This window comes from Myroides gitamensis (assembly GCF_029894455.1).
In the GTDB taxonomy this organism is placed as follows: Bacteria; Bacteroidota; Bacteroidia; order Flavobacteriales; family Flavobacteriaceae; genus Flavobacterium; species Flavobacterium odoratum.
The window spans coordinates 438601-465170 of sequence record NZ_JARYHN010000001.1 but is presented as its reverse complement, the minus strand read 5'-3'; the positions used below and the strand labels follow the sequence as shown (position 1 = coordinate 465170).

Genomic DNA, 26570 nt, shown 5'->3' with positions numbered 1-26570 from the left:
GTACTTTAATCCCTTAACATTTCAATTTAGTATCACCTATTCAAACCTTTGACAATGAAGTTAAAATCAAATTTTTCGCGTGGCGCTGTGCTTATTTTAACGATTATATTCTTAATTACTGCCGTTACTTTTGAAATTTTCGAGCTGAGTGACTTCTTTACCTGCACAATTTTTTGGTACCTTATTAGGTGTAGTCATTACTGCTATTATTACCGTTTTACTTTTACAAGGGCAAACGAAAAGCGAGGAATCAAGAGAGCGAAACCTCATGGTCTTTGAAAAGAAACAGGAAGTTTTCTTTCATTTCTTAACGCAATTGAATACTATTTTACAAAAGGAAAAACTAACGCTGCATTTGAGTCATGATAAAACCTTGGAGCGAGAAGTAAACAGCTTGCAAGATTTGCTTTTTGAATTTGGTTTTTTACAGATGCATACCTCTACAGAGACTTTTGATCAAATCTTACTATGTGTTGGAAATTTAATGGAAGAAAGCAAAAAGATCAAGCTGCTTGCGGATAAAACCGAAAAGGATTTTGAAGGGTATTATAAAGTCTTAGCTACAGATTTTTTTGCTATTGTTTCCCTTTTAAAATTAGAGTTGTACAATGCAGCTCCAACAGATATCAATAAAAAACACTTGGATCGCATCATCAAGCTTTCGTTTTAAAAAAATAATTCAATAAAAAAAACCTATCCTAACCGCTCTAAACAACGAGCTGTTAGGATAGGTTTTTTTGTTTTACGAGAGTTTGTTAGCTTCTAATTCGATTATTAGAACAAAGCTTCATGTTTTCTTTTTAATTCCCTAGAGCAGCCTGAATTCGGTTTGTCGCTTCCTCTAAGCTAATTCCACTGTATATATCGCGAACAAGATCATTATTTTCCTTTTGATGCAGGTAAATAAACGGGCGACCTCTTTCATTATCTACTTCTACATTAACCCCAACTTCCATACAAATTGTAAATGGATAGGGAGCAATATGGTTATTGAGCCATCCAAAATAGGTCGTTTTGAATGCTTTATTTTCGAAATTTTCATAGTATTCTTTGAAGCTTGTTTCACTGAGTGAAACCCAAACGCCATAGTCTAAATCTTGACATGCATCTGCTACCGTTTGAATCAGGACAACACGGATAAAATAGTACGTATGTTCTGGATTAATAATGGCACAAAAATCGCTGGTTACTTCCGCATCTTCTTTTTCTTCTTCTGTCAATTGTGCATAACTCAAAGGCGTTGGATAGACTAATGCAGGCCAATCTTCATGTTCTTGTCCACAATTTTCACACGTATACTTCATTTTTTTATTTACAATATTACGTTTTTTTAGGATGCTTTGTTTGTTTTTGATGAATGACTTAAATTGAATAGCAGAATAAACCCTGTTTGTATTCAAGTTACGGCTGACTATCTTCTGATTCCAAAAAAAATGGATACGCTAAAAAGAGTATCCATTTTCAGTTAACAAAAAAAAATTATTGTGCCCAGATTAATTTAGAATTCATGAGATCCCCTCCTATTCTTGCTGCTGCCGCATCTTTATTTACTTTATTAACGAGATTCAAATCTGTTGGATAGGTAACTCGTTCTGGTAAATCAGTCAATCCATTGGCAGGTGTGAATGTATAATCGGTTTGTTGTTGAGGCCCTGGTGCAATTAGCTCATGGCTTTGCCCGGGGAACAACAATGTTTTAGGATATTTTGTTCTTCTATATTCGGCCCATGCTTCATACGGTTGTAAAAATAAAGCAATGTATTTTTGTGTGAGTATGGTTTCTTGATTTACAACTACGCCTTGTGCTAAATAAGCATCAATATCAGTAGCTGCTACATTCCATTTTTGCATCGAAGCCTTAATTCCATTGGTATAGTTCTCTTGTGGATCCACACCGAGTTCCGCCAATATAAAAGCTACTTCGGCGTATTCCATTAGTATTTCGGTATAATCCGCTTTATATATAATCCCTCCAAATTGACAAGCGTAGTCGGCTTGACTTCCTGTATAGGCATCAATAATTCCAATAGGCATACCCGTATAGAAATCAGGCGTACGCTCCACGTAATCATTTTTTTCCACACTCGGTTCAGGCTTAGAAGCATCATAATAAAAGGCCAAGGTTACTTCTGTTTCTTTTCCGGCGTCATCTTTCACAAGCTGACTAATTGGCGCAACCATTTTGAATAATCTAGGATCCAGCATATTGGCAAAAGGATTTGCATGTGTCGTTTTTGTTTCTCCCTTTAGTAATTCAACAAACGTATTCGTTGGTGAAAAGTCATTTCTTCTGGAAATAAAAGCATCAAAATAAAAAGGCGCGGGGTTCACTGGATCATTTTGAAATTTTTGTCCAACATTATCTTCATTGGATTGCATCAAACTTGTTGGATCCGCAGTTAATTCAGCAATATGCATTTTTGCACTTGGAATGACTTCCTTCACGCGATTGGCAATTCTCAAGCGCAGTGAATTCGCAAATTTCTTTAACTTCAGAGGAGAACCGAATAAAAAATCTCCAGTATTAAAGACATTCGTAGCTTCCATGTTGATGGATGTTGCCGCTTCCTTCAGTTCGTTCATCAGATCCGTATAAATCTTCTCTTGAGGAGCAAACTTAGGCGTTGTTATTTCTTGGTCTGTTCCCAAGGTCATGGCCTGAAAATCGGGATCTTTTGTAGCATACGAATAATAAGGAACATCCCCATACATATCGACCAATTGCAATTGTACATAGGCGATCATAATACGCGCTGCGGCCAATTGGTTCGCAGGATCCCCATAAGTAGCTACTTTAGCTGTATTGGCAGGGTTCTTTACAATATCTATAATTTGTTTATATCCTTTTACCGCTAAAAAGAGATCCGTATATAAACTATTATTCACTTCCCCTCTAAATAAATAGCGATCTTCTGCGGTATAATTTCTTTGAGCCGAATATTGAATCCAAGGTAGAGCCATACGCCCAGAAGGCATTCCTCTTCTTGTTCGAGTCATCAATTCCTTATTGGTATTGTTAAACAATCCATTGGTTGTCACTTCTAAAGGTTGATTTGGATTCACATTGATATTGTCCAAATCCTTATCACAACTTATGCACAGGATAAGATTCATCGCTAATACAACTTGAATGATATATTTTTTCATGTGCTTCAATTATATTTTAAATTTGACATTCATCCCATAGCTTCTTGTAGAAGGCAGAGATGCCCCTTCAATTGCTTGAATATTCCCACTTCCATACGAGGCCATTTCAGGATCCATCCCTTTCCAAGCGAGGTTCCAGGTAAAGAGATTGCGTGCATATAACGAGAGTGTAATCCCTTTAAAAGGCCCTAACCATTTGGTTGGTAAATCGTATCCTAGCGTTATTTCTCTCAACTTGACATAATCTGCATCAAAAACATTTTGCCTATCTACGGTAGAGTTATATCCTTTTGCCCAATCAATAGCACTAATTACTTGATCATTACGCGTTCCATCTTCTTTTACTCCATCCAATATCAAACCTGTTTCTCGAATATTATCTGCAGCCGTTTCCTCCAACATACCAGAATACATCCCATACATATGCGTTGTGGAGAAATACTTTCCTCCTTTTTGCATATCAATTAGTATCCCTATATTGAGGTTCTTATAGCGAAAACTATTTCGGATTCCCATATTATAATCTGGTAAATACGAGCCCAAAGCTTTTACCTCTGAGGCTAAATACAATCCATCCGCTCCAATTTTCTTATTTCCATGATCGTCATAGACATAGTCGGTTCCATAGATTTGCCCATACGTTTCTCCTATTTTTCCTTGTAGGGAAACTCGAAAAGGGGCTCTAGCAATTTCTACGGATTCTACTCCTTCTGCCAATCGGGTTAACGTATTTTTATTTTTTGCTATGTTCCAGGTGACTTGCCATGAAAAATCAGTTGTTTGAATTGGAGTTACATTGACCGTTGCTTCAATTCCTCTATTTCTCATATCTCCGGCATTCATCCATCGATAGGAAAACCCAGTAGCGGCGTCATATTGTACTCTAGTAATTAAATCTTGGGTATTAATTTCATAGTAAGACACTTCAAATCCGATGCGATTATTGAGAAAAGCCGCTTCCAAGCCAATTTCTTTGGTTGTCATCAACTCTGGTTTTAAGTCGGGATTATTGGCTGTATTTTCTAGTACGTACGTTGGTTGATCTAAGAATGGTCCATTCAACCTATAATAATCATTGGTTCTGTAAGGATCCGTATCATTTCCTACTTGTGCCCAACCTAAGCGAATTTTACCAAAACTCAACCAATCCACATCACTGAGTACATTAGAAAAGATAAACGTTCCTGTCAAAGAAGGATAAGTTACCGATTGCTTGACTGTTGAAAACCAATCCGTACGTACAGTTCCTTCTAGAAAGGCAAATTCACGATAATTCACACTAGCCGATCCAAAAACAGAATTGGTACGAGAATGAATAAACCTATTTGTTGCTTTGGCAGCTGAAACACTGTTATCCAAGTTATATAGGTTAGGTAAGTTTAGTCCACCTACACTCTCCCCACGCACAAAATCATTGCGTTTTTCGCTTCTATTTACACCGACAAAGGCATTGAATCCAATCTCGTTAAATTGAGCATCATAATGCAATCGACCTTCGTAATTGTATTCTGAAACGTTTCGTTTCGTTACTTGAAAAGAAGGTATACTTTGAGATCCAACAGCTACGCGTTCTTCTATGCTCAGATCATAGCGATCACCATATACCGTTCCTACGACATATAGATTATCGGTAAAATTATACGTTAGTTTTACGTTTCCGAACAGTCTATTTCGTACATCTTGTGCTGTATTCTCATAGACTACCCAATACGGGTTATCCGAATAAGCGGGCATTCCATTATCCCAAGCCGTTCGATTCCAAGAACGTTGACTTCCATTGGCTAATTTATAATCTTTGAGTTTATTGAAATCCAACTGTCGCTGTCCCCATTGAAAAAATCGTTCCGCAACCGAATTATCTCCGTACCCAATTTCTGGGCGGTTAAACCCTTTTGTATACACATAATTGATATTGGTTTCCGCTTTTAACTGTTCACTAAGTTGTGTTGAAGCATTCAATGTAAAATTATTGCGTTGTAGTTTTGAATTCGGAACAATACCTTCCGTTACGTTGTTGTTGAAAGACATCCTGATATTGCTTTCTTTGAAGGATTTGGCAATAGACACGGATTGGTTATACGTTACTCCCGTATTAAAAAAGGATTTCACATCATTTTTTGCCTTGACCCATGGCACTTCTTTCATGTAGTCTTGTTCAAATTCAGGATCAAACGCATACCAAGGAAGATAGGGAGTTCCGTCCAATTTATGCCCCCAGCTTTCATCTAGAATATACTCTGAAATATTGTAGGTCTTTCCGTTAATATCTTGTTTTCTAAATGTATCCGTTGATCCCCCTCCGTATTGCGTTTGCAATCGAGGCATGATATTAACGGATTCAAAGGCTAGCCCTGAATTAAACTCAATTACAGTTCGACCATTTTTAGCGGACTTGGTGGTATAAATGATTACGCCATTTCCTCCCCTATTGCCATAGAGTGCTGAAGCAGGCCCACCTTTTAAGACTGTTACAGACTCGATATCATCTGGATTAATATCTGCAGATCCATCCCCATAATCGCGTCCACCTGCGCCTCTTTGCATATTCGTATCGGCAAAATTGCTATTATCAAGCGGAATTCCATCAATAACAATTAAAGGTTGGTTATTTCCGACTACAGATTTCACACCGCGTAATACAATACGAGTAGAACCTCCCATCGTCGATGGAGCCGTTACTTGTAAACCCGCCACATTTCCTGAGAGCGCATTTACCGCATTAGATTCTCCAGCACCAGCTAACGTTTCCCCTTTTACTTCTTGGGAAGAATACCCTAGTTTTTTCTTGTCTCTTTTGATTCCTAAAGCTGTGACAACAACCGCTTCAAGCATGTTTTCCTCTGCTGTCATTTCAACATTAAAAACACTTGAGTTGGTTACCTTGTATTTTACCTCTTTCATGTCGATGAATGAAAATACAAGTACATCCCCTTGTTTTACTTTTAGGGTGTATTTTCCATCTAAATCCGTCTGAACTCCTTGTTGAGTTCCCTGAATTAAAACCGTTACCCCTGGCAAAGGCATGCCGCCTTCTGTTACCGTTCCTGCAAGTTCTTTCTCTTGTGCGTGTGCAAACTGAATAAATAAGCAACACAAACAGAGAAAGTAATACCTTAATTTTGAATTCATTGTATCTTTTGATTAGTTTCCTCACCAAAATTAGTTCCATCCTTTTTATAAAAAATTAAGAAAACAAAGGGAGTACAGCAGGTAATTTTAAACACCTTATATTATTAAAACTACAGCCCTACAAAAGCTATAAGATTCAAATTTCCCACCTCCTTCCAACACAAAATCAAAGTAAAAAACACCATTACTTTATACTAATTTTAAGATTTAGATTTTCAGAATTTAGCAGGATTCCAACCAAATACATTCATTTTATTTCTTTTCTTTAGGTAGTTAAACGTTTAACATTTAAGCCAAAAGAGAAAAATAAATTGCAGAACTTTACGTATCAAAATCAAATACTATGCAATCGCTTCAAGATCTTTATCGCTTTTCACAGACTTTATCCTATAGTGAACAGGTGATGCCCACCTTATTTATTGGGCATGGCTCGCCTATGAATGCCATCACGGATACTGTATTTTCACAGAATTGGCATAGTTTAGGCCAGTCATTACCCACCCCTAAAGCCATATTAGTTATTTCTGCTCATTGGTTAACGAAAGGGAGTGCGATTACCGCCATGGACTTTCCCGAAACTATACACGATTTTAGAGGATTTCCGCAACCTTTATTTGAAGTATCTTATCCTGCACCAGGCGATCCTGCTTTAGCTGTTGAAACCCAGCAATTGGTTCAACCGTTTGATCTTCATTTAGATCACGATTGGGGATTGGATCACGGTACTTGGTCTATTACCAGACATCTATTCCCTCAGGCGAATATCCCTGTTTTACAGCTTAGTATTGATTATTATAAACCATTGGACTACCACTATCAATTGGCCTTACAACTGCGTGAATTGCGCAAAAAAGGCGTTTTACTAATCGGCAGTGGTAATATGATTCACAATCTGCGTTTGTTATCTTGGGATCAAATGGAAAACAATTACGGGTTTGATTGGGCGATAGAAATTAATGCTGTGCTTCAACAAGCGATTGTTGAGTATGATTTTAAGCGACTGCTTGATTATGAAAAGTTACATCCCCATATTTCCCTTGCTATTCCTACCCTGGAGCATTATATTCCCATGCTATACAATTTAGGTTTAAAAGACAAGAAGGATGAGTTAATGTTCTTCAATGATGCCTATGTAGGGGGCTCATTAAGTATGACTTCTTTTATGTACTACCAATAAAAAGTAAGAGCGCTCGATAAATCGAGCGCTCTTGTGGGCTTAGTGCTGCTTATTTTAAATCCTACAGCAGGATCATCGAAAAAAAATTGCTTTGTTGTTTGTTATGTGTTTGTATTACATTTCTATAATAATGAACTCACTTCGTCTGTTTAACTGATGTTCTTCAACTGTACATGGTACACCATTACTACATTTGTTTAGCAATTGGCTTTCTCCATATCCACGACCTGTTAAACGGCTTGGATCAATTCCTTGTCCAATCATCCACTTGATTGTTGATTTCACACGACGATCAGATAAACTCATGTTGTACTCGTCATTTCCTCTACTATCAGTATGCGAACGAACATCGATTTTCAATGTTGGGTATTCTTTCATTACCTCTACTACTTTCATCAACTCAATCGAAGCATCTCTGCGGATATTCGACTTGTCAAAGTCAAAGTAAATCGGTTGAAGTTTTAATTTCTTGAATAAATCGTCGTTTACACCTAGTGGTTTTTCCGTTTTCTCTAATCCGATATTTACGGTTTTAACCCCTGGTTCGCGATTTACGTTGAAAGCAACTTCAACAGTATTGTATAATTTTTTCTCTGCTTTGATGCGGTACTTATGTCCACAGTCTAATAAAGAAGTAACGTAATAACCTTTGCTATTTGTATAAATTGTATCTGATTTTTGATACATCGCATCAGAAATTACCACAAGGGCATCAGCTAATACTTCATTGGTATCCTTATCGTATACCGTACCTTCAATCGTTTGTTTACACGGTTTCTCTGCAAGGAAATAAATATCATCTGATCCTTTACCTTCTGCGCGGTTTGAACTAACAAATCCTTTGTTTTGTTTTGGGTCTAAATAGAATCCAAAATCATCAAGGCTGCTGTTAATTGGCGTTCCCATGTTTACCACAGGACCGAAAGTACCGTTTGGATATAATTTAGCTACAAATATATCCATTCCTCCTAAACCTGGATGCCCATCAGAGGAGAAATATAGTTGAAAATCCGAAGATATGAAAGGAAAACTTTCTCTTCCTTCTGTATTTATTGATTTTCCTAGGTTTTCCACTGGTCCGTACCCTCCATTTTCATATAGAGCTACGCGGAATAGATCCGATTGTCCTAGTGTTTCTTTTCTATCTGAAACAAAATACAACCATTTATCGTCAGGAGTTAAAGCAGGATGGGCTGTATTGAAATTTTCCGAATTAAACGGTAATTCCTCTACTAGTCCCCACTTCCCATCCGCTTGCTTTACTGCCTTGTATAATTTTAATAAAGACGTTTTATCTCTATTTTGTTTGCTTTTTCCGCTGGCTTTGGAATTGTTACGTGTAAAATACATCGTATTCCCATCTTGTGTAAAAACAGCTGTGGCATCATTCACCTTTGATTCAATCTCTGGTGCGAAAAGCACAGGTTCTCCAAAACCATTTTGGTCAATTTTCGAGCTATATAAGCTAGTATAACTTTCGTTAGTCCACGAGTGAATTTTACTTCCGCTTTCGTGCTCTGTTGCACGTGCTGAAGTAAATACCAATTGATCTCCTAATAGGGTTCCTCCGTAATCTGAGTACTCCGTATTAATGTCTAACAATTTAATGTCGTAACGATCCGAAAAGTTTTCAATATGCTCTAAGTAATCGCGGTTTTTGTTGTACAACGCTGACCTAGAATCCTCTTGCTCTAATGCAGCAAAACGATCCATCATTTCTTTTGATTTGGTATACTCTTGCGCTGCTTTTAGCGTTTGTGCATAACGATAGTAATATTCAGAAGATAGAGCGGCTACATCTTTATCTTCGTAATTTCCATCAAATAGCTCCGTATACCATTTATTTGCTTCTACTAACTTTCCATTGAAATAGTAAGCATCCGCTAAGTTTTGTAAAATTGAAGTATTAACGAATCCTTTATCGGCAATACGCTCATATACTTTAATTGCGTCAATATACGCCAAGCGATCAAAACTTTTATCCGCTTGTTTTTCTTTTTTTATCTGGCTGTATCCTGAGAAGCTAAAGCTCAAGGCTGCACTCAAAATTGCCAGTTGTATTATCTGTTTTACCATACTTGTAACAATTAGAAGAACCTTGGCGCAGTAATACGCTTATAGCTGTTAAACAAAGTGAATCGCATGAATATTTCGTGAGATCCTGAGTTATAATTGGCTAGTTTCGTTGTTTCAGCATCGTAGCTATATCCAACAAAGATATTTTCTGACACTTGGAAACCAACTAAACCACTTACAGAAGCATCCCAACGATACGCAATTCCCGCTGTAAATTTATCAACAAACATAAAGTTTGCAGATAGATCCACTTGCAATGGAGATCCTTGCTCCATTTTTGCCATAGCTGCCGGTTTGAATTTGATATTGGTATTTAAATCAAACACATACCCCCCTGTTAAATACACGTGCATTTTTTGACGCAGTGTTTTCGTGTCATTGTCGTTATAACGTGAACGCGTTAACATGTTTGGTATAGATAATCCTACATATGCTTTATCTGAGTATAAGAATAATCCTGCTCCAACATTGGGTGTGAATTTATTCTTGATATCATTTTCTGCTACTGGATCTGTCGGATTGTAAATATGCAATTTGCTGTAGTTTACATCTAATAAATTTGCCGATCCTTTTAATCCGAAGGCTAATTTAGTATGGTAATTCAAATCAATTGCATAGGATAAATCAACGGATAGTGTATTATCATCCATTACCCCCAAGTGATCATTCACAAAGTTCACTCCTAATCCCAATCCTGAATCTCCTAAAGGTGTATTTACCGATAGGGTTGCTGTTTTAGGAGCTCCTTCTAATCCTACCCATTGGGTGCGATATAAACCGAAGATGTTTAACCCTTCTCTACTCCCTGCATACGCCGGGTTAATATTGGAATGGTTATACATGTATTGCGTATATTGTGGATCTTGTTGAGCATAGGTTTGCGTCATGCTGAGCAAACCTATACCTCCAAGAACAATCGTCTGTATTGTGTTTTTTAATTTCATCTAGTTTTGATTTAATTAGACTCCAAATGTAAATTTGCAGCTTTCTTAATCATGCGACTACCATTTTGGTTTTTGTACTCATACGTTACTACGTAATAGTATGTTCCGCTTGGTAATTTCTTGCTCTTATCTATGGTTACACGTCCTTCAGAATATCCTTTGAATACATTTGAACTTCCGTCTCCTGATGGATCATAGCCCTTAGTTTCGTATACTTTTACCCCCCAACGGTTGTAAATCTCTACCGTATTGTTTGGATATTTATTGATATTGTCAATGATAAAGTAATCGTTTTTACCATCTCCATCAGGTGTTACCAAGTTATAAATGACGATATCACCATCTAAGATCCAGTCTTTTTTCACGGTTGCTAATGTAAAGAATCCATATCCTTTTACTGCTGCTACCGTCGTGATTTCTTTCGTTGACATATCTGCAACTCCACCTTCATCTACCCATAGTTGTTGTTTAGCATCCCAACGCACAATGTGCAATTCGTTTTCTGGGTCTGCAATAATAGAAGCTGGCGTTGTACGCTCATCCCAACTCAACGTTAATAAGATATCACTTTTTGTATCACTTCCTCTATCGATTAACCAGTACTCATCCGTATCCAACTCTTTAATTACACCAGCTGTTGCTGCGCGCGCAGTAAAGAATTGTTTGTCATCTGTACGGTATTCTCCAAGGAAAACGTCTTTAATATCTTTAGGCGCAGTAATACGCGCATAACGATACATCTGTTTATCTCCTTTTGGATATTGGAAAGGTTCATTTCCGATTTTTTCTACTAAACCTTCTGCGTGTGAAGCATCATCTACATTCGTTGCTTTAGATCCAGGGTGGAAACTCAACATCCCTTTTGATACTTTTTCTCCTGGATCAATTGTAGGATCTACTTTAATGATTCCATCGAGAAAATCCATTGTTCCATGTACGTCGATGTTGTTTTGCAAATCAAACGCTACTTCTTTCGTATCGTTATTCAACTGTACATTATAAAATTTAGAAGGAGATTTACCACTTAGCAACTGTGATCCATGCTCATCTTCATAACGGGTAAAAACAGCCGTACTTGTACTGTTATTCTTTCTTTCTTCATCAAAAGAATAATATCCATTATTGTTGAAATCACGGTAAAAATAAGCCGTTCCTGCATTCACTACAGAAGCTCCCTCCTGGTTATCAAAGCTGTAGATGGTGGAAATAATTCCATCTTTACCTACAACCATCTCCCCTTGGTTAACAAAAGAAGCTTGGTTCTCTTGTGCTACTGCCGCTACACTAACACCTAATAAACTTAGGAAAAGTACTCGGTTGCTATATATTTTTTTCATACTCTTTCGTTTAGATTATTGAATAGCAGAATTTAACAACATTGGATTTGTTACAGCAGGACAATCTTTTACTTTAATTTCAAATACATTAGACGTCGCTGTACAAGTATTGTTACTTACTTTTAAACGCAGTTTTGTACCGTTTAATTGATTATCCGCATGTTTCACTGCAATCGTATTATCCGTAACCACAACTTTATTCGAAAAAGTAGTGTCCGTTAACGTTTGCCATGTTGTACCTGTTGTTGAATACTCCCAAGTATAACTCAATCCTGAACCCGTTGTTTGCACTGTTGTTGTAACATCAAAATTCGAACAAATCTCCATATCAGCTACTTCACCATTGATAACTGGTAAAGCATTAATTGTGATCGTAAATGGTTTCTTTGGTCCAACACATCCGTCTTTTCCTTCTGCTACAAAGTAGTTATGTACGCCTACTGTTGTAGGATTTGGTTCACCTTCAAGTTTAGTCGTTCCATTAGCAGCAAAATATACCAAAGCATATTGATTTGTCACTCCTGTTTGAGATAAAGCATTTTCTAAAACGATTGGTTCTCCTAAACATACAGTACTATCCTTTGTTGTTGGTTCAGTTACCACCTTGTCTACACTAATTTCTAATCTAGCATAACAACCAGCTCCCATACCAGGTGTCATCACATAGTACATTTTCTTACTTCCATCTGTGTTAACTGTAAAATCATTCGATACTACCCCTGTAGTAGAGTCATAAGATGATGGAATTGTACTAAAGAATTTTGTTCCTATTGGATACTTACTTACAACTTCCGTTCTAGGATATGCTGTACCGTTACCTGGTAGCTGACAAAAAGCTTTGAATTGCATCACATTATTTTCAACTGGTGGGTTACAGTTTTGTAAGAAATCAACACTCAGTGAAATCGTAGAAATAAAATCATCATATACAGGTCCTGCACAAGTGCCACTACCATAATCTCTCACTAAATCTGATCCTACTTCAGTTGTAGACGTAGCACCTACTCCCGAAATTTTACCGTTGATACGCACTTCTAAACCACAAACATTCGTAGATAATAATACACAGTTATCTGATACTTTAAAATAGTATTTCAATTTCGCTAATAGAGTACTTTTATCTGCACGTTGATCTAAAGGTAAAACTCCTATATCCCATACAATAGTTCCTCCTGCAGTAACATTAGGATCATTTGTACCACCTGTTGGAGGGAACCAATTTACGCTTCCACCTCCTGGAAATCCAGTTTGTACATTTGCACCTGCAAAATGTAAATTGGACGGTACAGGAATTGCTATTTTTGAATCGTTTACCGCTTCTGTTCCTTTGTTATATACGTCTAATTCAAAACCAAATCGTTGTCCGGGAGAAATTTGTCCGTTATTGCTTGGAGTTACTCCATCAACAGCTATAGCTTTATTTTCTCCAATAATCTCAGGTACGTAGGCATCTACTGCAAAAACAATATTATAAATAACATAGGTATCTTGTGTACTTCCATAACGGAAAGTCGCATTGGTTGCATTATTACCTATATATTTATTGCTGCTATTATCTAAATCAAATTTAGCAATATCAAAACCTGTATTATTTATTAAAGAAGGGTTTCTAGCTGTATTTCCTACTGCGATTGAAGAGTTAAAAAAGTTACCTGTTGTATTACCTCCATGAGACAAACGATCATAGTTATTACCTCTCTTAATTTCGAAATAATCTCCATCAATCGTACGATCTCCTTCACCAGCCATCATTCCTAACGTAACATTTACGTTTCCATATTGTGATGCTTTAAATCCTGAAATAGGCAATTCATACTTATAATTTCCACCTGCTACATACGCATGTCCATCAAATACCGTAATATCTCTCCATTTCATTGTAGCATTTTTATAGATGATAACCATTCCCCATCCTCCATAAAAACCTGTTCCTCCACCATTTCCTTCAATCAAAGCTAAGTTCGCTACGGTATAATTTCCAGCTCCATTTTGACGTACATATGCTGTAATATCTGCATAAGCCGAATACATATTACCGTCTTTATCACTTGGATAATAAATATCATTTACACTAGCTTCTACATCAATATACGCATTACTCCCTTTCTTCAATTTAACTTTTCGTTTGTGTAACGTATAATCAATTCTATTTTTTCGAACTGTAAATTGGTCACTCGATTGTCCTCCATTGTGTGCTCTACCTGACCAATACAAACCAGCATAAACAATTTCTGTACACTCTCCCCCTGGTAATACTAACTCTGCTGAAGAAGAATTGACTATACCATTACTAGTATCAACATTGACATAGACCATCGAATTATTACTATTATCCTTGTTCAGAGCATAGGTACTTAATGTAAGACTTGTATTTCCCAACATTAAAAAATCACCTTGTAAATTGTAATTTTTTACGTTTGTATAAGGAGCAGGCGCTTTGGTTGATTGGCGAGGCTCAAATGACTTTCTGATTTGTGCTTGTGTTGAATTTGCATGTAACAATACAATACTTAAAATCAAAAAAGAAAAAAGAGAAGCCCCGATATTCTTCATAAAATTTTTCATAACTTTCTTTTAACTTGGTTGTTCCATTGTAGTATACAATACTTCCACGTTTGTTCTTCCTTCTAATTGATTCATCAAACTTGGAAACCTAGTTGAAATCACAGATTGATTTAATTCACTATACGATTGAATATAGATGTATTTTAAATTCGGCATTCGATCTAAAAGACCAGTTGGAAGGACTAATTCTTGCTGTCCATCCCACACTATATTTACAATCGTTATTTCTGCTAATTTATTTCCAAAATCGGCCGCCAATTTCCCAAAATCAGTTGATTTTGTGATGTTCATAGCCAAAACGGCTGATTCATCTCCATTATACATTTCCGAAGTATTTTCTTCAGTAACAAAGATTGAAGTAGGCACCCCTTTAGCTAGGTAGTTCACTTGTTCTGCTTGAGAAGCAGATAAGCTACTTACTTTAGTTTCATAAGCGATAACATTTTGCGCCTGTGTTTTGATACCAAAGCACAGAGCAAAAATTAAAGTTATATATAAAATATTTTTCTTCATTATTTGGTTATTCTTTAACAGAGAAAACAATATTAATAAAGCTTCCTACATTTACATTCGCACTAGCACTTACAGTATAAGTCATTACTCCTTGAGCATCGATGCTTTCAATTGTAAATACTCCTGAAGTAGCGTATGTTACGTGGAAACCTAGCTCCGTTGCTGGTAACACAGGTAAAGCTGTTGCTCCTGGGCTGCTCATTACTGGTGTTCCAAATTGTTTCTGATAGATGGTGTACAAATTAATAGTACCTCTACGAGAATCATTATTAAAAGTAACCCCTTCTTGCGTTGCTTGATTCGCTGCAGTTGGCACCATAACTGATGGCATATAGAAGAATTTTGGCATTACTGCTTTCAACGCTTTTAATACTCCATCTGCATCAGCGACTACTACTTTATCATTTGCTCCTCCTTTGAATGCTGGTTTATTGATATTTACTACCTGAACTCCACTATCTCCTTTAATTACTAATGCCGGATCATAGGTTTCATTGTCTTCGCCAGGATTAAAATAAAATGTTCCTAACGTAATGTCTTTATGATACCCTGCTGCAATTTTTAATCCTTTATTAGAGTTAGCATTGATTTCTGATAAATCTGCTTTATGGATAAATTTCAACTTTGATTCAATCCCATTAGAAAGTTCACTTGCAATTAAACCAATAGATGACATAACCCCATACATGTTCAAACCTGTATGTCTTGAATTATCAAATGTAAAATCATGACCATCTCCATTTCGATCAAAAAACAAGCTTTGAAAATCTCCAAAAGAAACTTTACGTTGTATTTTATTCGGAGTTGAACTAATCAACGTTCCATCATGCGTATAAATATTCTCATGCACTTTAGGAGTTTCCCAAGAAGTAGCAAGATCCTCTCCTTTTTTTACCGTTGTCAATACTTGTCCTTCTGTACCTGGAGCAATTTGCCCTGGTGTTAAAGATCCACCGATTTGAGCTAAATCAAGATTTCCTTGTTCTACTCCTACCGTATATTCTGTATTATTTCCCGTTGTACCAGCTCCTGTAGTAACTACAGATACTTTATTATCTTTACCTACAACAGAAGTTGTTTTTTGCTCTCCTTGAATCGCATCTTTCGATACATTCACTTGATATACTGTAGTATTTGCACTTGCAGGATCTACAGTAGATGTCACTGTTGTGTTTAAACCGTCTACAACTGTAGAAACTTTTTGTCCAGCTTGAATAACAGGACCTAAATCTAATTGACCTGTTTGTCCATTTACTGTTGTATTCAAGACTGTATTATTCGTAATGGTATTACTTACATTAGCAATAATGTCTGTTGTTGCTTCTACACCATTTACAGTAGAAATAAGGGTATTCCCATTTGTATTTTCTACTTTACCAATCGTATGTGTCGTTGCTGGTGCAATCGTTGATTGATCCACCCAAGTTGTGAACTTCCCAGTTGCATCTGTAACCATCACTTGATTCGCTGCCCCTGGTGTAATAGCTAAAGCTACCTCTTTCAAGGTTGAATTCGCTCCATTTGTTTCTCCACTTACTGTAATTCCAGTTCCTGTAATTCCTTTTGAACTTGTCAGGTTATTTTCTGTTAAGCTTACTGCTTTCCATTTTCCTTCTGTTGCATCAAAAGTCAATACTTGATTGGCTGTTGGATTTACGTTCGATACAGCAACACCTTGAATAGCTCCTACTATTGTAGCATTTGTTGGCCCTGTTACGTCACCTGCTAAATTAATTGCAGTAATATCTCCTTGTTGTGCAAAACGAACCCATTTTACTCCATCCCAATAGTAGTATCCTGGAGTAACATCTGTAGCTGAATCTTTAGTAGTCGTTGCTTGGTTGTATACCATTAATGATTTTTCAGGAGCATTAATTGGTGTTACACCATTTGTTGTTTCAACTAAATCCACACGTGGAATCAACAATCCTCTTTTTGAGGATTGTATATCTACTGCTGCTGATTTTGCTGGTTTATCTGTACCGAAACCTTGTTGTGCGTGAACTTGTTGCGTACCTAATGCCAATACTAAACCAAGTCCTGCAATTCCAATGTATCTTTTTTTCATCTTTGTTTTTCTTTTTTGTTAGTTACGACCTACAACGATCCATTTCGTTCCATTCGATTTGATAATCCATCCTTGGTGTGGCATAGCTCCATACGCTAATACATTACTTTCAGATTTGATATTTAAGTAACCTGCGTGATTTTCGTTTAGATTTACAATTTTCACACTAATAGTTTGTCCTTCTGTTCCGCTTACTGCTGGTAAGTTTAAGTTTGTATCCGTAGCTCCTAATGTCACTTCAATCACGATTTCGCTCATTGAAGGATGATAGTTATTTACTACTGAATTATCACTAATATTTACATCTCCACCTTGGTTGATTGTAACATTTCCGGCAGCTGTGTCAATTGTTGCTAATTGCCCGTTTGCTTGAACCACTACTGTTTTATTTCCTTGTTTTGAATCAGCCGTTTTTAAACCAGTAATTGCTAAAGAACCTCCTCCAGTTACTGTTCCATCAGGATTTGATGTTCCTGGCGCAATTGCAAGCGTTGTTCCTTTATCAATTGTACCACCTAAAGCGATATCGTTATCTGTTTTTGTTAAACCGTTAGAAGCTGTTACTGTATTACCTAAATCATTTGGTGTTACCCATTCTGTAACATAGGTAGTAGTACTACCATCAATTACTTCTTTAGTAACTAAAACTTGTCCTGCTGCAGAACCACCTTTAATATCAATAGTAGTACCATCTAACAACGCTTTTTCTCCACCAACTACACTAATTGATCCTGTTGGAGAGGTTAACGCTTTCCCGTTTAACAACTCACCTGTTACTTGTTGGTACGTAACTCCACCATTTCCATCTGCTACTGGAATTTGTCCTTCTCCTGCTGGAGTCGCTGTTCCATTCGCTGTAGTATTTGATGTCATTTTATCAGCAGAAACCACTTGACTTCCTAAATCAATATTTGCAATTGTTCCGTCCGCGATTTCATCTGTTGTAATGCTTCCTTCTTTGATGCTTAAATGAGTTGGAACCAATACTGCATCCTCTAATTGAGAATCTTTATTTGTACCAATCACGATTTTTCCATCTGTTGTTAAATCTTTACCGATAGCAGTAGAAACATTTTGATATGTCACACCTCCTTGTCCATCAGCTACAGGTACTTTACCTGCTTCAGCATTGTCTCCACTCGCTGCATCTTTCGATGTCATTTTATCTGCTGTTACAGCTCCTGCATCAATTTTTTCATTTGTTACTGCTCCATTCGCAATACCTAAAGTCACATCTTTCAATAAAGCACTTGCTACTTCTAATGATGTGCCTACAGTTGAACCTGCAGTTACCGTAATTCCATCTCCTTTTAATGTTTTAGCGTCAATTCCTCCATCTTCAATTGCTTGACCAATTAAATTTGCAGGCGTTGTTTCGCTTAATACTCCTTTTGAATCAGCAAGAACTACATTTTTACCAGCTACACCTGCTTTATCTTGCTCTTTCAAACCGTCTAATGCCAATGTATTTGTTTCATCTGTTGTAATTGTAGTAGCTTTTGATAAAGCACCACCTAAAGCGATATCATTGTTTGCATCTTTCGTTAAACCGTTCGATGCTGTTACTGTATTTCCTAGACTTTCTGGAGTTACCCATTCTGTTGTTTTAGTTCCATTATCATCTTTTGTTACTAAAACCATTCCACCAGCTCCACCAGGAGTAATCTCGATGTTTACATCTTTTAAAAGTGCTGTAGCTCCATTTGTATCCACTGTAATAGAAGATGAAGTCAATGCTTTTCCATTTACTCCTTCTGTAATCACATCTTCTAAAAGTGCTTTTGGCGTTACTACTTTTAAGATTCCATCAGCTCCCATAATCACAATATTTTGTGCAGTTGCGTCAAATTCTTTTCCAGCAGTACCGTCTAATTTTTCTAAACCTGTAATCGCTAAAGTATTTCCTTTTTCTCCAGCTGTTGTTTCAATTGTTGTTGCTTTACCTAAAGCTCCACCTAATCCAACTTGTACTTTATCACCAACTATTTCAGCTGTAACACCATTTACACCAACTACTGATCCTTGGATAAAATCTTCTGGCTTTACCCATTCAGTTGTGTGAACAGTTTCTCCATTTACTACTTCTATTTTCGTAACTAATACTTGTCCTGCTTCTGCACCACCTTTTACACTTACGTTGTAATCTGTATCACGTCCGTCTGTTGTTGGTTTAACAGTAACATTTGTTCCTGCTGAAACCGTTACTGCGCTTCCTGAGTTAGACGATACGAAACGCACCCATCTACCTGCATTATTATTATAAGTTGCATCCCAGTAGTAAAAACCTGCTGCCGTTGTTGATCCTGTATTATACACCATTAAGGCATTTGCAGGATTTGCAACTGGTGCTGCTTGGTCTAAATTAGGGATATCAATTCTAGGAATCAATAAACCTCTTTTGCTAGACACGATATCTACAGCAGCTGAGCGATCTGGTGTGTTTGTTCCAAATCCTTGTTGAGCGACAACATTCGATGTTGTTAATACTGTAAAAGCTACTGCTGCTGATAATATAATTTTTTTCATGATTAATTTCTGATTAAGTAAGGTGATTAAAATTTGTTAACGATTTGCCATTGTGTACCATCTGATACAAAGTCCCATCCAGAGTATGGTAAGCCTGTTTCTAGCTTTTTACCGTTTAACCCTGCAACGTTTCCTGCAACAACTACATAACCGTCTTCGTTCGTGTCTAGTTTTTTAATGGTGTATTTTTTTCCTTTGTTATTTGCGTCTGCTTCTGGTAGCGTGATAACGATACCTTCTGTTGGTGCTGCATTAGCATCTACTAATACTACAGCATCTTCTGCTACTAAAGCTGTTGCCGCAGCTACCGTTTTAACAGCATTTGCTACATCAACTTTCCAAATAGTCTCATTTGGATTTGTAGCATTTACACGGCTAGAAACGGTTGTATTGGTACCATTTTCTAACACTACTGTTTTTTGCTCTGCTTGTACTACTGTTTGTAAATCTTGGTAGGTTACATTTCCTTCTTGATCAGCAATTCCAACACGTGGTGCCTCTGAAGTACTTGTACCTGCATCTAATTTACCCGCTGTTACCGCTTTATCAGCAATACCTAAAGTCACGTCTTTTAATAAAGAACTTGCTACTTCTGTATTCAAGTTATTTCCAGCATTTTCGCCAGCAGTAACTGTAATACCTACCCCTTTTAGCTTTTTAGCCTCTAGATCACCTTGTGTGATAACATCTTCAATCATGTTTTTCGCAGATGTTTGTTTTAACACACCTGCTGCATCAGCAACCACTAAGTTATTTGCTGTTGGATTTGTTGTTACCGTATCCAATCCTGCAATCGCTAATGTATTTGTAGCACTTGTTGTGATTGTTGTCGCTGCATCTAAACTTCCTCCTAATCTAAACTCGCTATTTCCATCTGCGTCGTTCACTACTGTGATACCGTTCTTAGCCGTTACCGTTGTAGCAACAACGTCTTTTGGATCTTGCCATTCCGTTACTTTACGAGATTCTGTAATGTCAGCTCCGTTTGCATCTTTTCCGATAACAACATCTTTCGTAACCGTAACTAATACTTGTCCATCCGTTGAACCTCCTTTAAGATCTAGTTTTGCATCTTTTAATAAAGCATCTGCTCCACCATCTACATAAATAGAAGCTGACGTTAATGAACCTTTAGTTCCTTCAACCGTTGTAATTTTTTCTAACAACTTCTCAATCGCTCCTTGTACATTCGTTACGTTTAAGTTTGTTGTTGAATCATCGTAAGAAATTGCATTTGCATTTGCGTCAATTTCTCCAATTACATCTCCGTTTGAGTTTTTGAACTCATATACATTTGTTGTTGTGTTTAAAGCAACTGAAACTTCTTTTGGATCAATTGTTGTACCTGTTACACCAGCTTTTGGTAAACCATCTACTCCAATTTGATCTTCATTATAATACGTATACGTTCCGTTTGCGTTTTGTACGAATAACGTTACCGTTTCATTCGCTTTCACTACTTCGTCTAACGTTTTGTATGTGATGTTTCCTTCACCATCTGCAACACCTACACGTCCGTCTAATCCTTTACCACCGTCTAATTTTCCAGCAGTAACTCCTTTATCAGCGATTTGGATGTTTGCATCCGCTAATAATTTAGCTGCACCTGTCGTTCTTTCAATAAATTCAAGTCCTCCAGATAAGGTTAAATCTCCAGTTGTTCCTTCAATCGTTGTGATTTTTTCTAACAACTTCTCAATCGCTCCTTGTACATTTGTAACACCTAATTGAGTTGAGTTATCATTATACGTAATTGCATTGGCATTGGCATCAATTTCTCCAATTACATCTCCGTTTGAGTTTTTGAACTCATAAACATTGGTTGCTGTATTTAAAGCAACGGATACTTCTTTTGGATCAATTGTTACACCTACTGCTCCTGCTTTTGGTTGACCGTTTTCATCAATTTCATTCTCGTTGTAGTACGTAAACGTTCCGTTTGTATTTTCAACTAATACCGTTACTGTTTCATTTGCTTTTACTACTTCATCTAACGTTTTGTATGTGATGGTTCCATCCGCTCCTGCTACACCAACACGTCCTTCAGCTCCTGTCCCTCCATCTAATTTATCTGAAGTAACCGCTTTATCACCGATTTTATCTGTAGTAACTCCACCTTCAGCGATTTGGATTCCAGCATCAGCTAATAATTTAGCTGTTCCGTCTGTTGTTCCTGTGAACTCTAATCCTCCTGCTACTGATAAGTCTCCTTTTGTTGTTGCAATTGTATTCGCTAACTCATCTAAAGCATCTTTAACATTCGTTGATGTTAAACCTGAATCAGTATTGTCGTAACGAATATTATCTGAATTAATATCAATTGTAGCAATTGTATTTCCTTCTGAATCTTTGAATACGTAAGTTCCATTTGATTTAGATAAATCTTCTACGATTACTAAAGCTGGATCGATTGTTACACCTGTTGCGCCTGCTTTTGGTTGACCGTTTTCATCAATTTCCTTCTCGTTGTAGTACGTAAACGTTCCGTTTGCATTCTTTACTAATACAGTTACCGTTTCGTTTGCTTTTACTACTTCATCTAACGTTTTGTATGTGATGGTTCCATCAGCTCCTGCTACACCTACACGTCCTTCAACTCCTTGACCTCCATCTAATTTATCTGAAGTAACCGCTTTATCACCGATTTTATCTGTAGTAACTCCACCATCAGCGATTTGGATTCCAGCATCAGCTAATAATTTAGCTGTTCCATCTGTTGTTCCTGTGAACTCTAATCCTCCTGCTACTGCTAAGTCTCCTTTTGTTCCTTCAACCGTTGTGATTTTTTCTAACAACTTCTCAATCGCTCCTTGTACGTTTGTAACACCTAATTGAGTTGAGTTATCATTATACGTAATTGCATTTGCATTGGCGTCAATTTCTCCAATTACATCTCCGTTTGCGTTTTTGAACTCATAAACATTGGTTGTTGTATTTAAAGCAACAGATACTTCTTTTGGATCAATTGTTACTCCTGTTGCTCCTGCTTTTGGTTGACCGTTTTCATCAATTTCATTCTCGTTGTAGTACGTAAACGTTCCGTTTGTATTTTCAACTAATACCGTTACTGTTTCGTTTGCTTTTACTACTTCGTCTAATGTTTTGTATGTGATGGTTCCATCCGCTCCTGCTACACCTACACGTCCTTCAGCTCCTGTCCCTCCATCTAATTTATCTGAAGTAACTGCTTTATCGCCGATTTTATCTGTAGTAACTCCACCGTCAGCGATTTGGATTCCAGCATCAGCTAATAATTTAGCTGTTCCATCTGTTGTTCCTGTGAACTCTAATCCTCCTGCTACTGCTAAGTCTCCTTTTGTTGTTGCAATTGTATTCGCTAACTCATCTAAAGCATCTTTAACATTCGTTGATGTTAAACCTGAATCAGTATTGTCGTAAAGAATATTATCTGAATTAATATCAATTGTAGCAATTGGATTTCCTTCTGAATCTTTGAATACGTAAGTTCCATTTGATTTAGATAAATCCTCTACGATTACTAAAGCTGGATCGATTGTTACACCTGTTGCTCCTGCTTTTGGTTGACCGTTTTCATCAATTTCCTTCTCGTTGTAGTATGTAAACGTTCCGTTTGCATTCTTTACTAATACCGTTACTGTTTCGTTCTCTGTAACGATTGTTTTGAATTTGCTGTTGTCTACATTTACCCATGAGTTTGTAGAAGCATCCCATTCTTGGAAAATCACATCTCCTGTTGTTTGATCGTAAACAATTTTAGTGAATCCACCTGTTGTTTCTGTCAAATGCGTGATGTAATCATTAATTGTAGGGTACGTGCGTCCATCAACTGTGATAGGTCCGTTTTTTACGATTTCCTCAAAGTTGTTTACTACACCTCCTACTACATCAATTGCATAAATACCTGCTGGTAAGTTTGTAGCATCTACTGTTGTAGGAACTACTCCACCATTAGCAACTAAATAAGCTTCTGATACATAATATTGTTTGTCGTTTACTGTAATGATTGTCGTTTGACTCTCATTTGCTTGAACGATTGTTTCGAATTTGCTGTTGTCTACATTCACCCATGAGTTTGTAGAAGCATCCCATTCTTGGAAAATTACATCTCCTGTTGTTTGATCGTAAACAATTTTAGTGAATCCACCTGTTGTTTGTGTCAAATGCGTGATGTAATCATTGATTGTAGGATAAGTACGTCCGTCAACTGTGATAGGTCCGTTCTTCACGATTTCCTCAAAGTTGTTTACTACACCACCTACTACATCAATTGCATAAATACCTGCTGGTAAGTTTGCAGCATCTACTGTTGTAGGAACTACTCCACCATTAGCAACTAAATAAGCTTCTGATACATAATATTGTTTGTCGTTTACCGTAATGATTGTCGTTTGACTCTCATTTGCTTGAACGATTGTTTCGAATTTGCTGTTGTCTACATTCACCCATGAATTTGTAGAAGCATCCCATTCTTGGAAAATTACATCTCCTGTTGTTTGATCGTAAACAATTTTAGTGAATCCACCTGTTGTTTGTGTCAAATGCGTGATATAATCATTGATTGTAGGGTACGTACGTCCATCAACTGTAATAGGTCCGTTATTCACGATTTCCTCAAAGTTGTTTACTACACCACCTACTACATCAATTGCATAAATACCTGCTGGTAAGTTTGTAGGATCTACTGTTGTAGGAACTACTCCATCATTAGCAGCTAAATAAGCTTCTGATACATAGTATTGTTTGTCGTTTACCGTAATGATTGTCGTTTGACTCTCATTTGCTTGAACGATTGTTTCGAATTTGCTGTTATCTACATTTACCCATGAATTTGTAGAAGCATCCCATTCTTGGAAAATTACATCTCCTGTTGTTTGATCGTAAACAATTTTAGTGAATCCACCTGTTGTTTGTGTCAAATGCGTGATGTAATCATTGATTGTAGGGTACGTACGTCCATCAACTGTAATAGGTCCGTTATTCACGATTTCCTCAAAGTTGTTGATTACGCCTCCTACTACATCAATTGCATAAATACCTGCTGGTAAGTTTGTAGGATCTACTGTTGTAGGAACTACTCCATCATTAGCAGCTAAATAAGCTTCTGATACATAGTATTGTTTATCATTTACTGTAATGATTACCGTTTGGCTCTCATTATCTGTAATGATTTTTTTGAATTTACTGTTGATAACATTTACCCATTGTTGCGTAGCTTCATCCCATTGTTGGAAGCTTGCATTTCTATTTTGACTATCGTACACGATTTTAGTAAAACCACCTGTACTTTCAGTTAAATAAGTAATGTAATCGTTAATTGTAGGATACGTACGTCCATCTACAGTAATAGGTCCGTGGTTTACAAACTCTTGGAAGTTATTTACCACTCCACCTACTACGTCAATTGCGTAAACTCCTGCTGGTACAGTTCCTGCAGTCCAAGCATCAATTGTCGCTTGTGTAGGCAATTGATTCGCTTGTAAATAAGCTTCAGCAATATAATATTGTTGTTTCTTTGAAGTATTAGAAACGATAACAGTTTTACTTTCGTTATCTGTAACAATCTTTTTGAATTTAGCATTGTTTACATTTACCCAGCTTTTTGTTACTTCATCCCATTCTTGGAAAATAGCATCACCAGTTGTTACATCGTAAACAATTTTAGTAAATCCACCTGTACTTTCAGTTAAATACGTGATGTAGTCATTAATTGTAGGGAACGTACGTCCATCTACATTAATAGGCCCTTGATTTACTACTTCCTCAAAATTGTTAACAACACCTCCTACTACATCAATCGCGTACACGCCTGCTGGTATAGTACCTGCAGCCCATGTGTCGATTGTTGCTTGTGTAGGAGTGTCATTAACTTGTAAATACGATTCTGAAATGTAATACTGTTGTTTCTTTGATGTATTAGAAACGATAACAGTTTTACTTTCATTCGCCGCAACGATATCGCCAAAATTGATTTCAACTTTGTCTCCATCGGCATTGATATAATATAATTTATCCCCTTCATAAATTACATTACCTTCCGTATTTCTAACAATATTTTTGATAAGGTTTGTCACCTTATCACCTTCCATATTTAGGATATTTTCAAAGTTATTTACAACAATAGCTGGAATATCGCTCTCTGTTGTTAAACGTTGCCATGTATCAATATACCAATAGTAATAACCTGGAGTAACATCACTCACGGTATTAATATTGAATACTAACAAGCTATTTACGTTTCCATTCTTGATCGTTTCAATATCTTTAGTGCTAGATAAAGACACATTAGGAATTAAAATTCCTCGATCACCTTTTTTAGCGTGAACTGTTAATTCAGCTGACTTATTTGGTGTTGATGTTCCAATACCCACCTGTGCGTTTGCTGATATTGCTCCCATAACAAGTGCAATTGGTATTAGTCTTTTTTTCATAACTTATTATTTTGTGTCGTATTATTCTTTATATATCTTTTCGGCAATTAAAACTAGACGTAGTTAACAGAGGTCTTCAATTCAATTTGTCCATTTTGTTACTTCTTCTATTCGCATCAATTCGTTCCTTTTTGTTCTGCTTGAACTCAAATTCAACCGATGCGATGAAACGCTTTTCACGCTATCATTTTTCTTTAACAAAAATCTCAATTATATCTATAATACATGTTTCACATTATTAGCAAGGACTACATTCCAACAATATGAATCAACATTAAAAACTTAATAATCAATTAGTTAATAAAAAGAAAAGAGCCAGTAGGTTTCATTTTCTATACGTACGAAAAAAAAGTACAAAAACATGATATAAATCATATAAGTAAAAAGTCAATTCCGCTTTTTGTTGTTAAAAAAAGTAAAATACGAGCTGTAGTCTTGCTGAAGCATTGAAAAACATAGGAGAAAAAGGAGAGAGAAATGTCCTTATTACACAACTTGTACTTGCGTTTTTTATTCCTTTCTTTTTTTCCTTTTTTCAGAAAAAATAAACGACCTATAAATCCTTTTTTCCCTATAAAAGGAATAAACACATATTTCGATCCAAAAACGACCTTCATATTTTAACGCTAATCCATTTTTATTTATTTTAACACCTAAGAGACCTTGAATAAAACAATA

Annotated in this window: 13 protein-coding genes; 2 read left to right on the top strand and 11 right to left on the bottom strand. The window is 36.7% G+C overall.

Annotated features, from left to right (window positions below; translation table 11 throughout):
* The first annotated feature begins 148 nt into the window (after positions 1–148).
* A complete protein-coding gene (locus M2306_RS02080; RefSeq protein ID WP_498882739.1) occupies positions 149–670 on the top strand; it encodes a hypothetical protein in 522 nt (173 codons plus the stop codon).
* 130 nt (positions 671–800) lie between these two features.
* On the opposite strand, the gene M2306_RS02075 is transcribed toward M2306_RS02080, so the two are convergent.
* The 3 genes from M2306_RS02075 to M2306_RS02065 form a co-directional block, all read right to left on the bottom strand.
* Positions 801–1304 (bottom strand): DUF2199 domain-containing protein, encoded by a 504-nt coding sequence (locus M2306_RS02075; protein WP_259189026.1) that lies wholly within the window; start codon positions 1302–1304, stop codon positions 801–803.
* Positions 1305–1479: 175 nt separating this feature from the next.
* Positions 1480–3147, bottom strand: coding sequence for a SusD/RagB family nutrient-binding outer membrane lipoprotein (locus M2306_RS02070; RefSeq protein ID WP_259189027.1), 1668 nt, complete (start codon positions 3145–3147; stop codon positions 1480–1482).
* Positions 3148–3156: 9 nt separating this feature from the next.
* Positions 3157–6276 (bottom strand): SusC/RagA family TonB-linked outer membrane protein, encoded by a 3120-nt coding sequence (locus tag M2306_RS02065; protein ID WP_259189028.1) that lies wholly within the window; start codon positions 6274–6276, stop codon positions 3157–3159.
* Between the two features lie 343 nt (positions 6277–6619).
* Between M2306_RS02065 and ygiD the strand changes: the two genes are divergently transcribed.
* Positions 6620–7453: a 4,5-DOPA-extradiol-dioxygenase gene (ygiD, locus tag M2306_RS02060; RefSeq protein ID WP_115090947.1), complete on the top strand. Its 834-nt coding sequence runs from the start codon at positions 6620–6622 to the stop codon at positions 7451–7453.
* A 114-nt stretch (positions 7454–7567) separates the two neighbouring features.
* Here the strand turns inward: ygiD and M2306_RS02055 are convergent, their stop codons facing one another.
* From M2306_RS02055 to M2306_RS02020, 8 genes are read right to left on the bottom strand one after another with little or no spacing between them, the layout of a single operon-like run.
* Positions 7568–9529 (bottom strand): OmpA family protein, encoded by a 1962-nt coding sequence (locus tag M2306_RS02055; RefSeq protein ID WP_002986169.1) that lies wholly within the window; start codon positions 9527–9529, stop codon positions 7568–7570.
* Positions 9530–9540: 11 nt separating this feature from the next.
* Positions 9541–10473 (bottom strand): PorP/SprF family type IX secretion system membrane protein, encoded by a 933-nt coding sequence (locus tag M2306_RS02050; RefSeq protein WP_002986172.1) that lies wholly within the window; start codon positions 10471–10473, stop codon positions 9541–9543.
* An 11-nt stretch (positions 10474–10484) separates the two neighbouring features.
* Positions 10485–11810 carry a T9SS type B sorting domain-containing protein gene (locus tag M2306_RS02045; RefSeq protein ID WP_259189029.1) on the bottom strand — a complete coding sequence of 442 codons (1326 nt, stop codon included), beginning with the start codon at positions 11808–11810 and terminating at the stop codon, positions 10485–10487.
* Between the two features lie 15 nt (positions 11811–11825).
* Positions 11826–14375 (bottom strand): hypothetical protein, encoded by a 2550-nt coding sequence (locus tag M2306_RS02040; protein WP_259189030.1) that lies wholly within the window; start codon positions 14373–14375, stop codon positions 11826–11828.
* Positions 14376–14384: 9 nt separating this feature from the next.
* Entirely contained in the window at positions 14385–14888 is a 504-nt protein-coding gene (locus M2306_RS02035; RefSeq protein WP_259189031.1) for a hypothetical protein, read from the bottom strand.
* Between the two features lie 7 nt (positions 14889–14895).
* Positions 14896–16956: a phage tail-like protein gene (locus M2306_RS02030; RefSeq protein WP_259189032.1), complete on the bottom strand. Its 2061-nt coding sequence runs from the start codon at positions 16954–16956 to the stop codon at positions 14896–14898.
* Positions 16957–16974: 18 nt separating this feature from the next.
* On the bottom strand, positions 16975–19482 hold the full coding sequence (locus M2306_RS02025) for a beta strand repeat-containing protein (RefSeq protein WP_259189033.1): 2508 nt from the start codon (positions 19480–19482) through the stop codon (positions 16975–16977).
* 26 nt (positions 19483–19508) lie between these two features.
* Entirely contained in the window at positions 19509–25892 is a 6384-nt protein-coding gene (locus tag M2306_RS02020) for a beta strand repeat-containing protein (RefSeq protein ID WP_259189034.1), read from the bottom strand.
* Positions 25893–26570 lie beyond the last annotated feature (678 nt).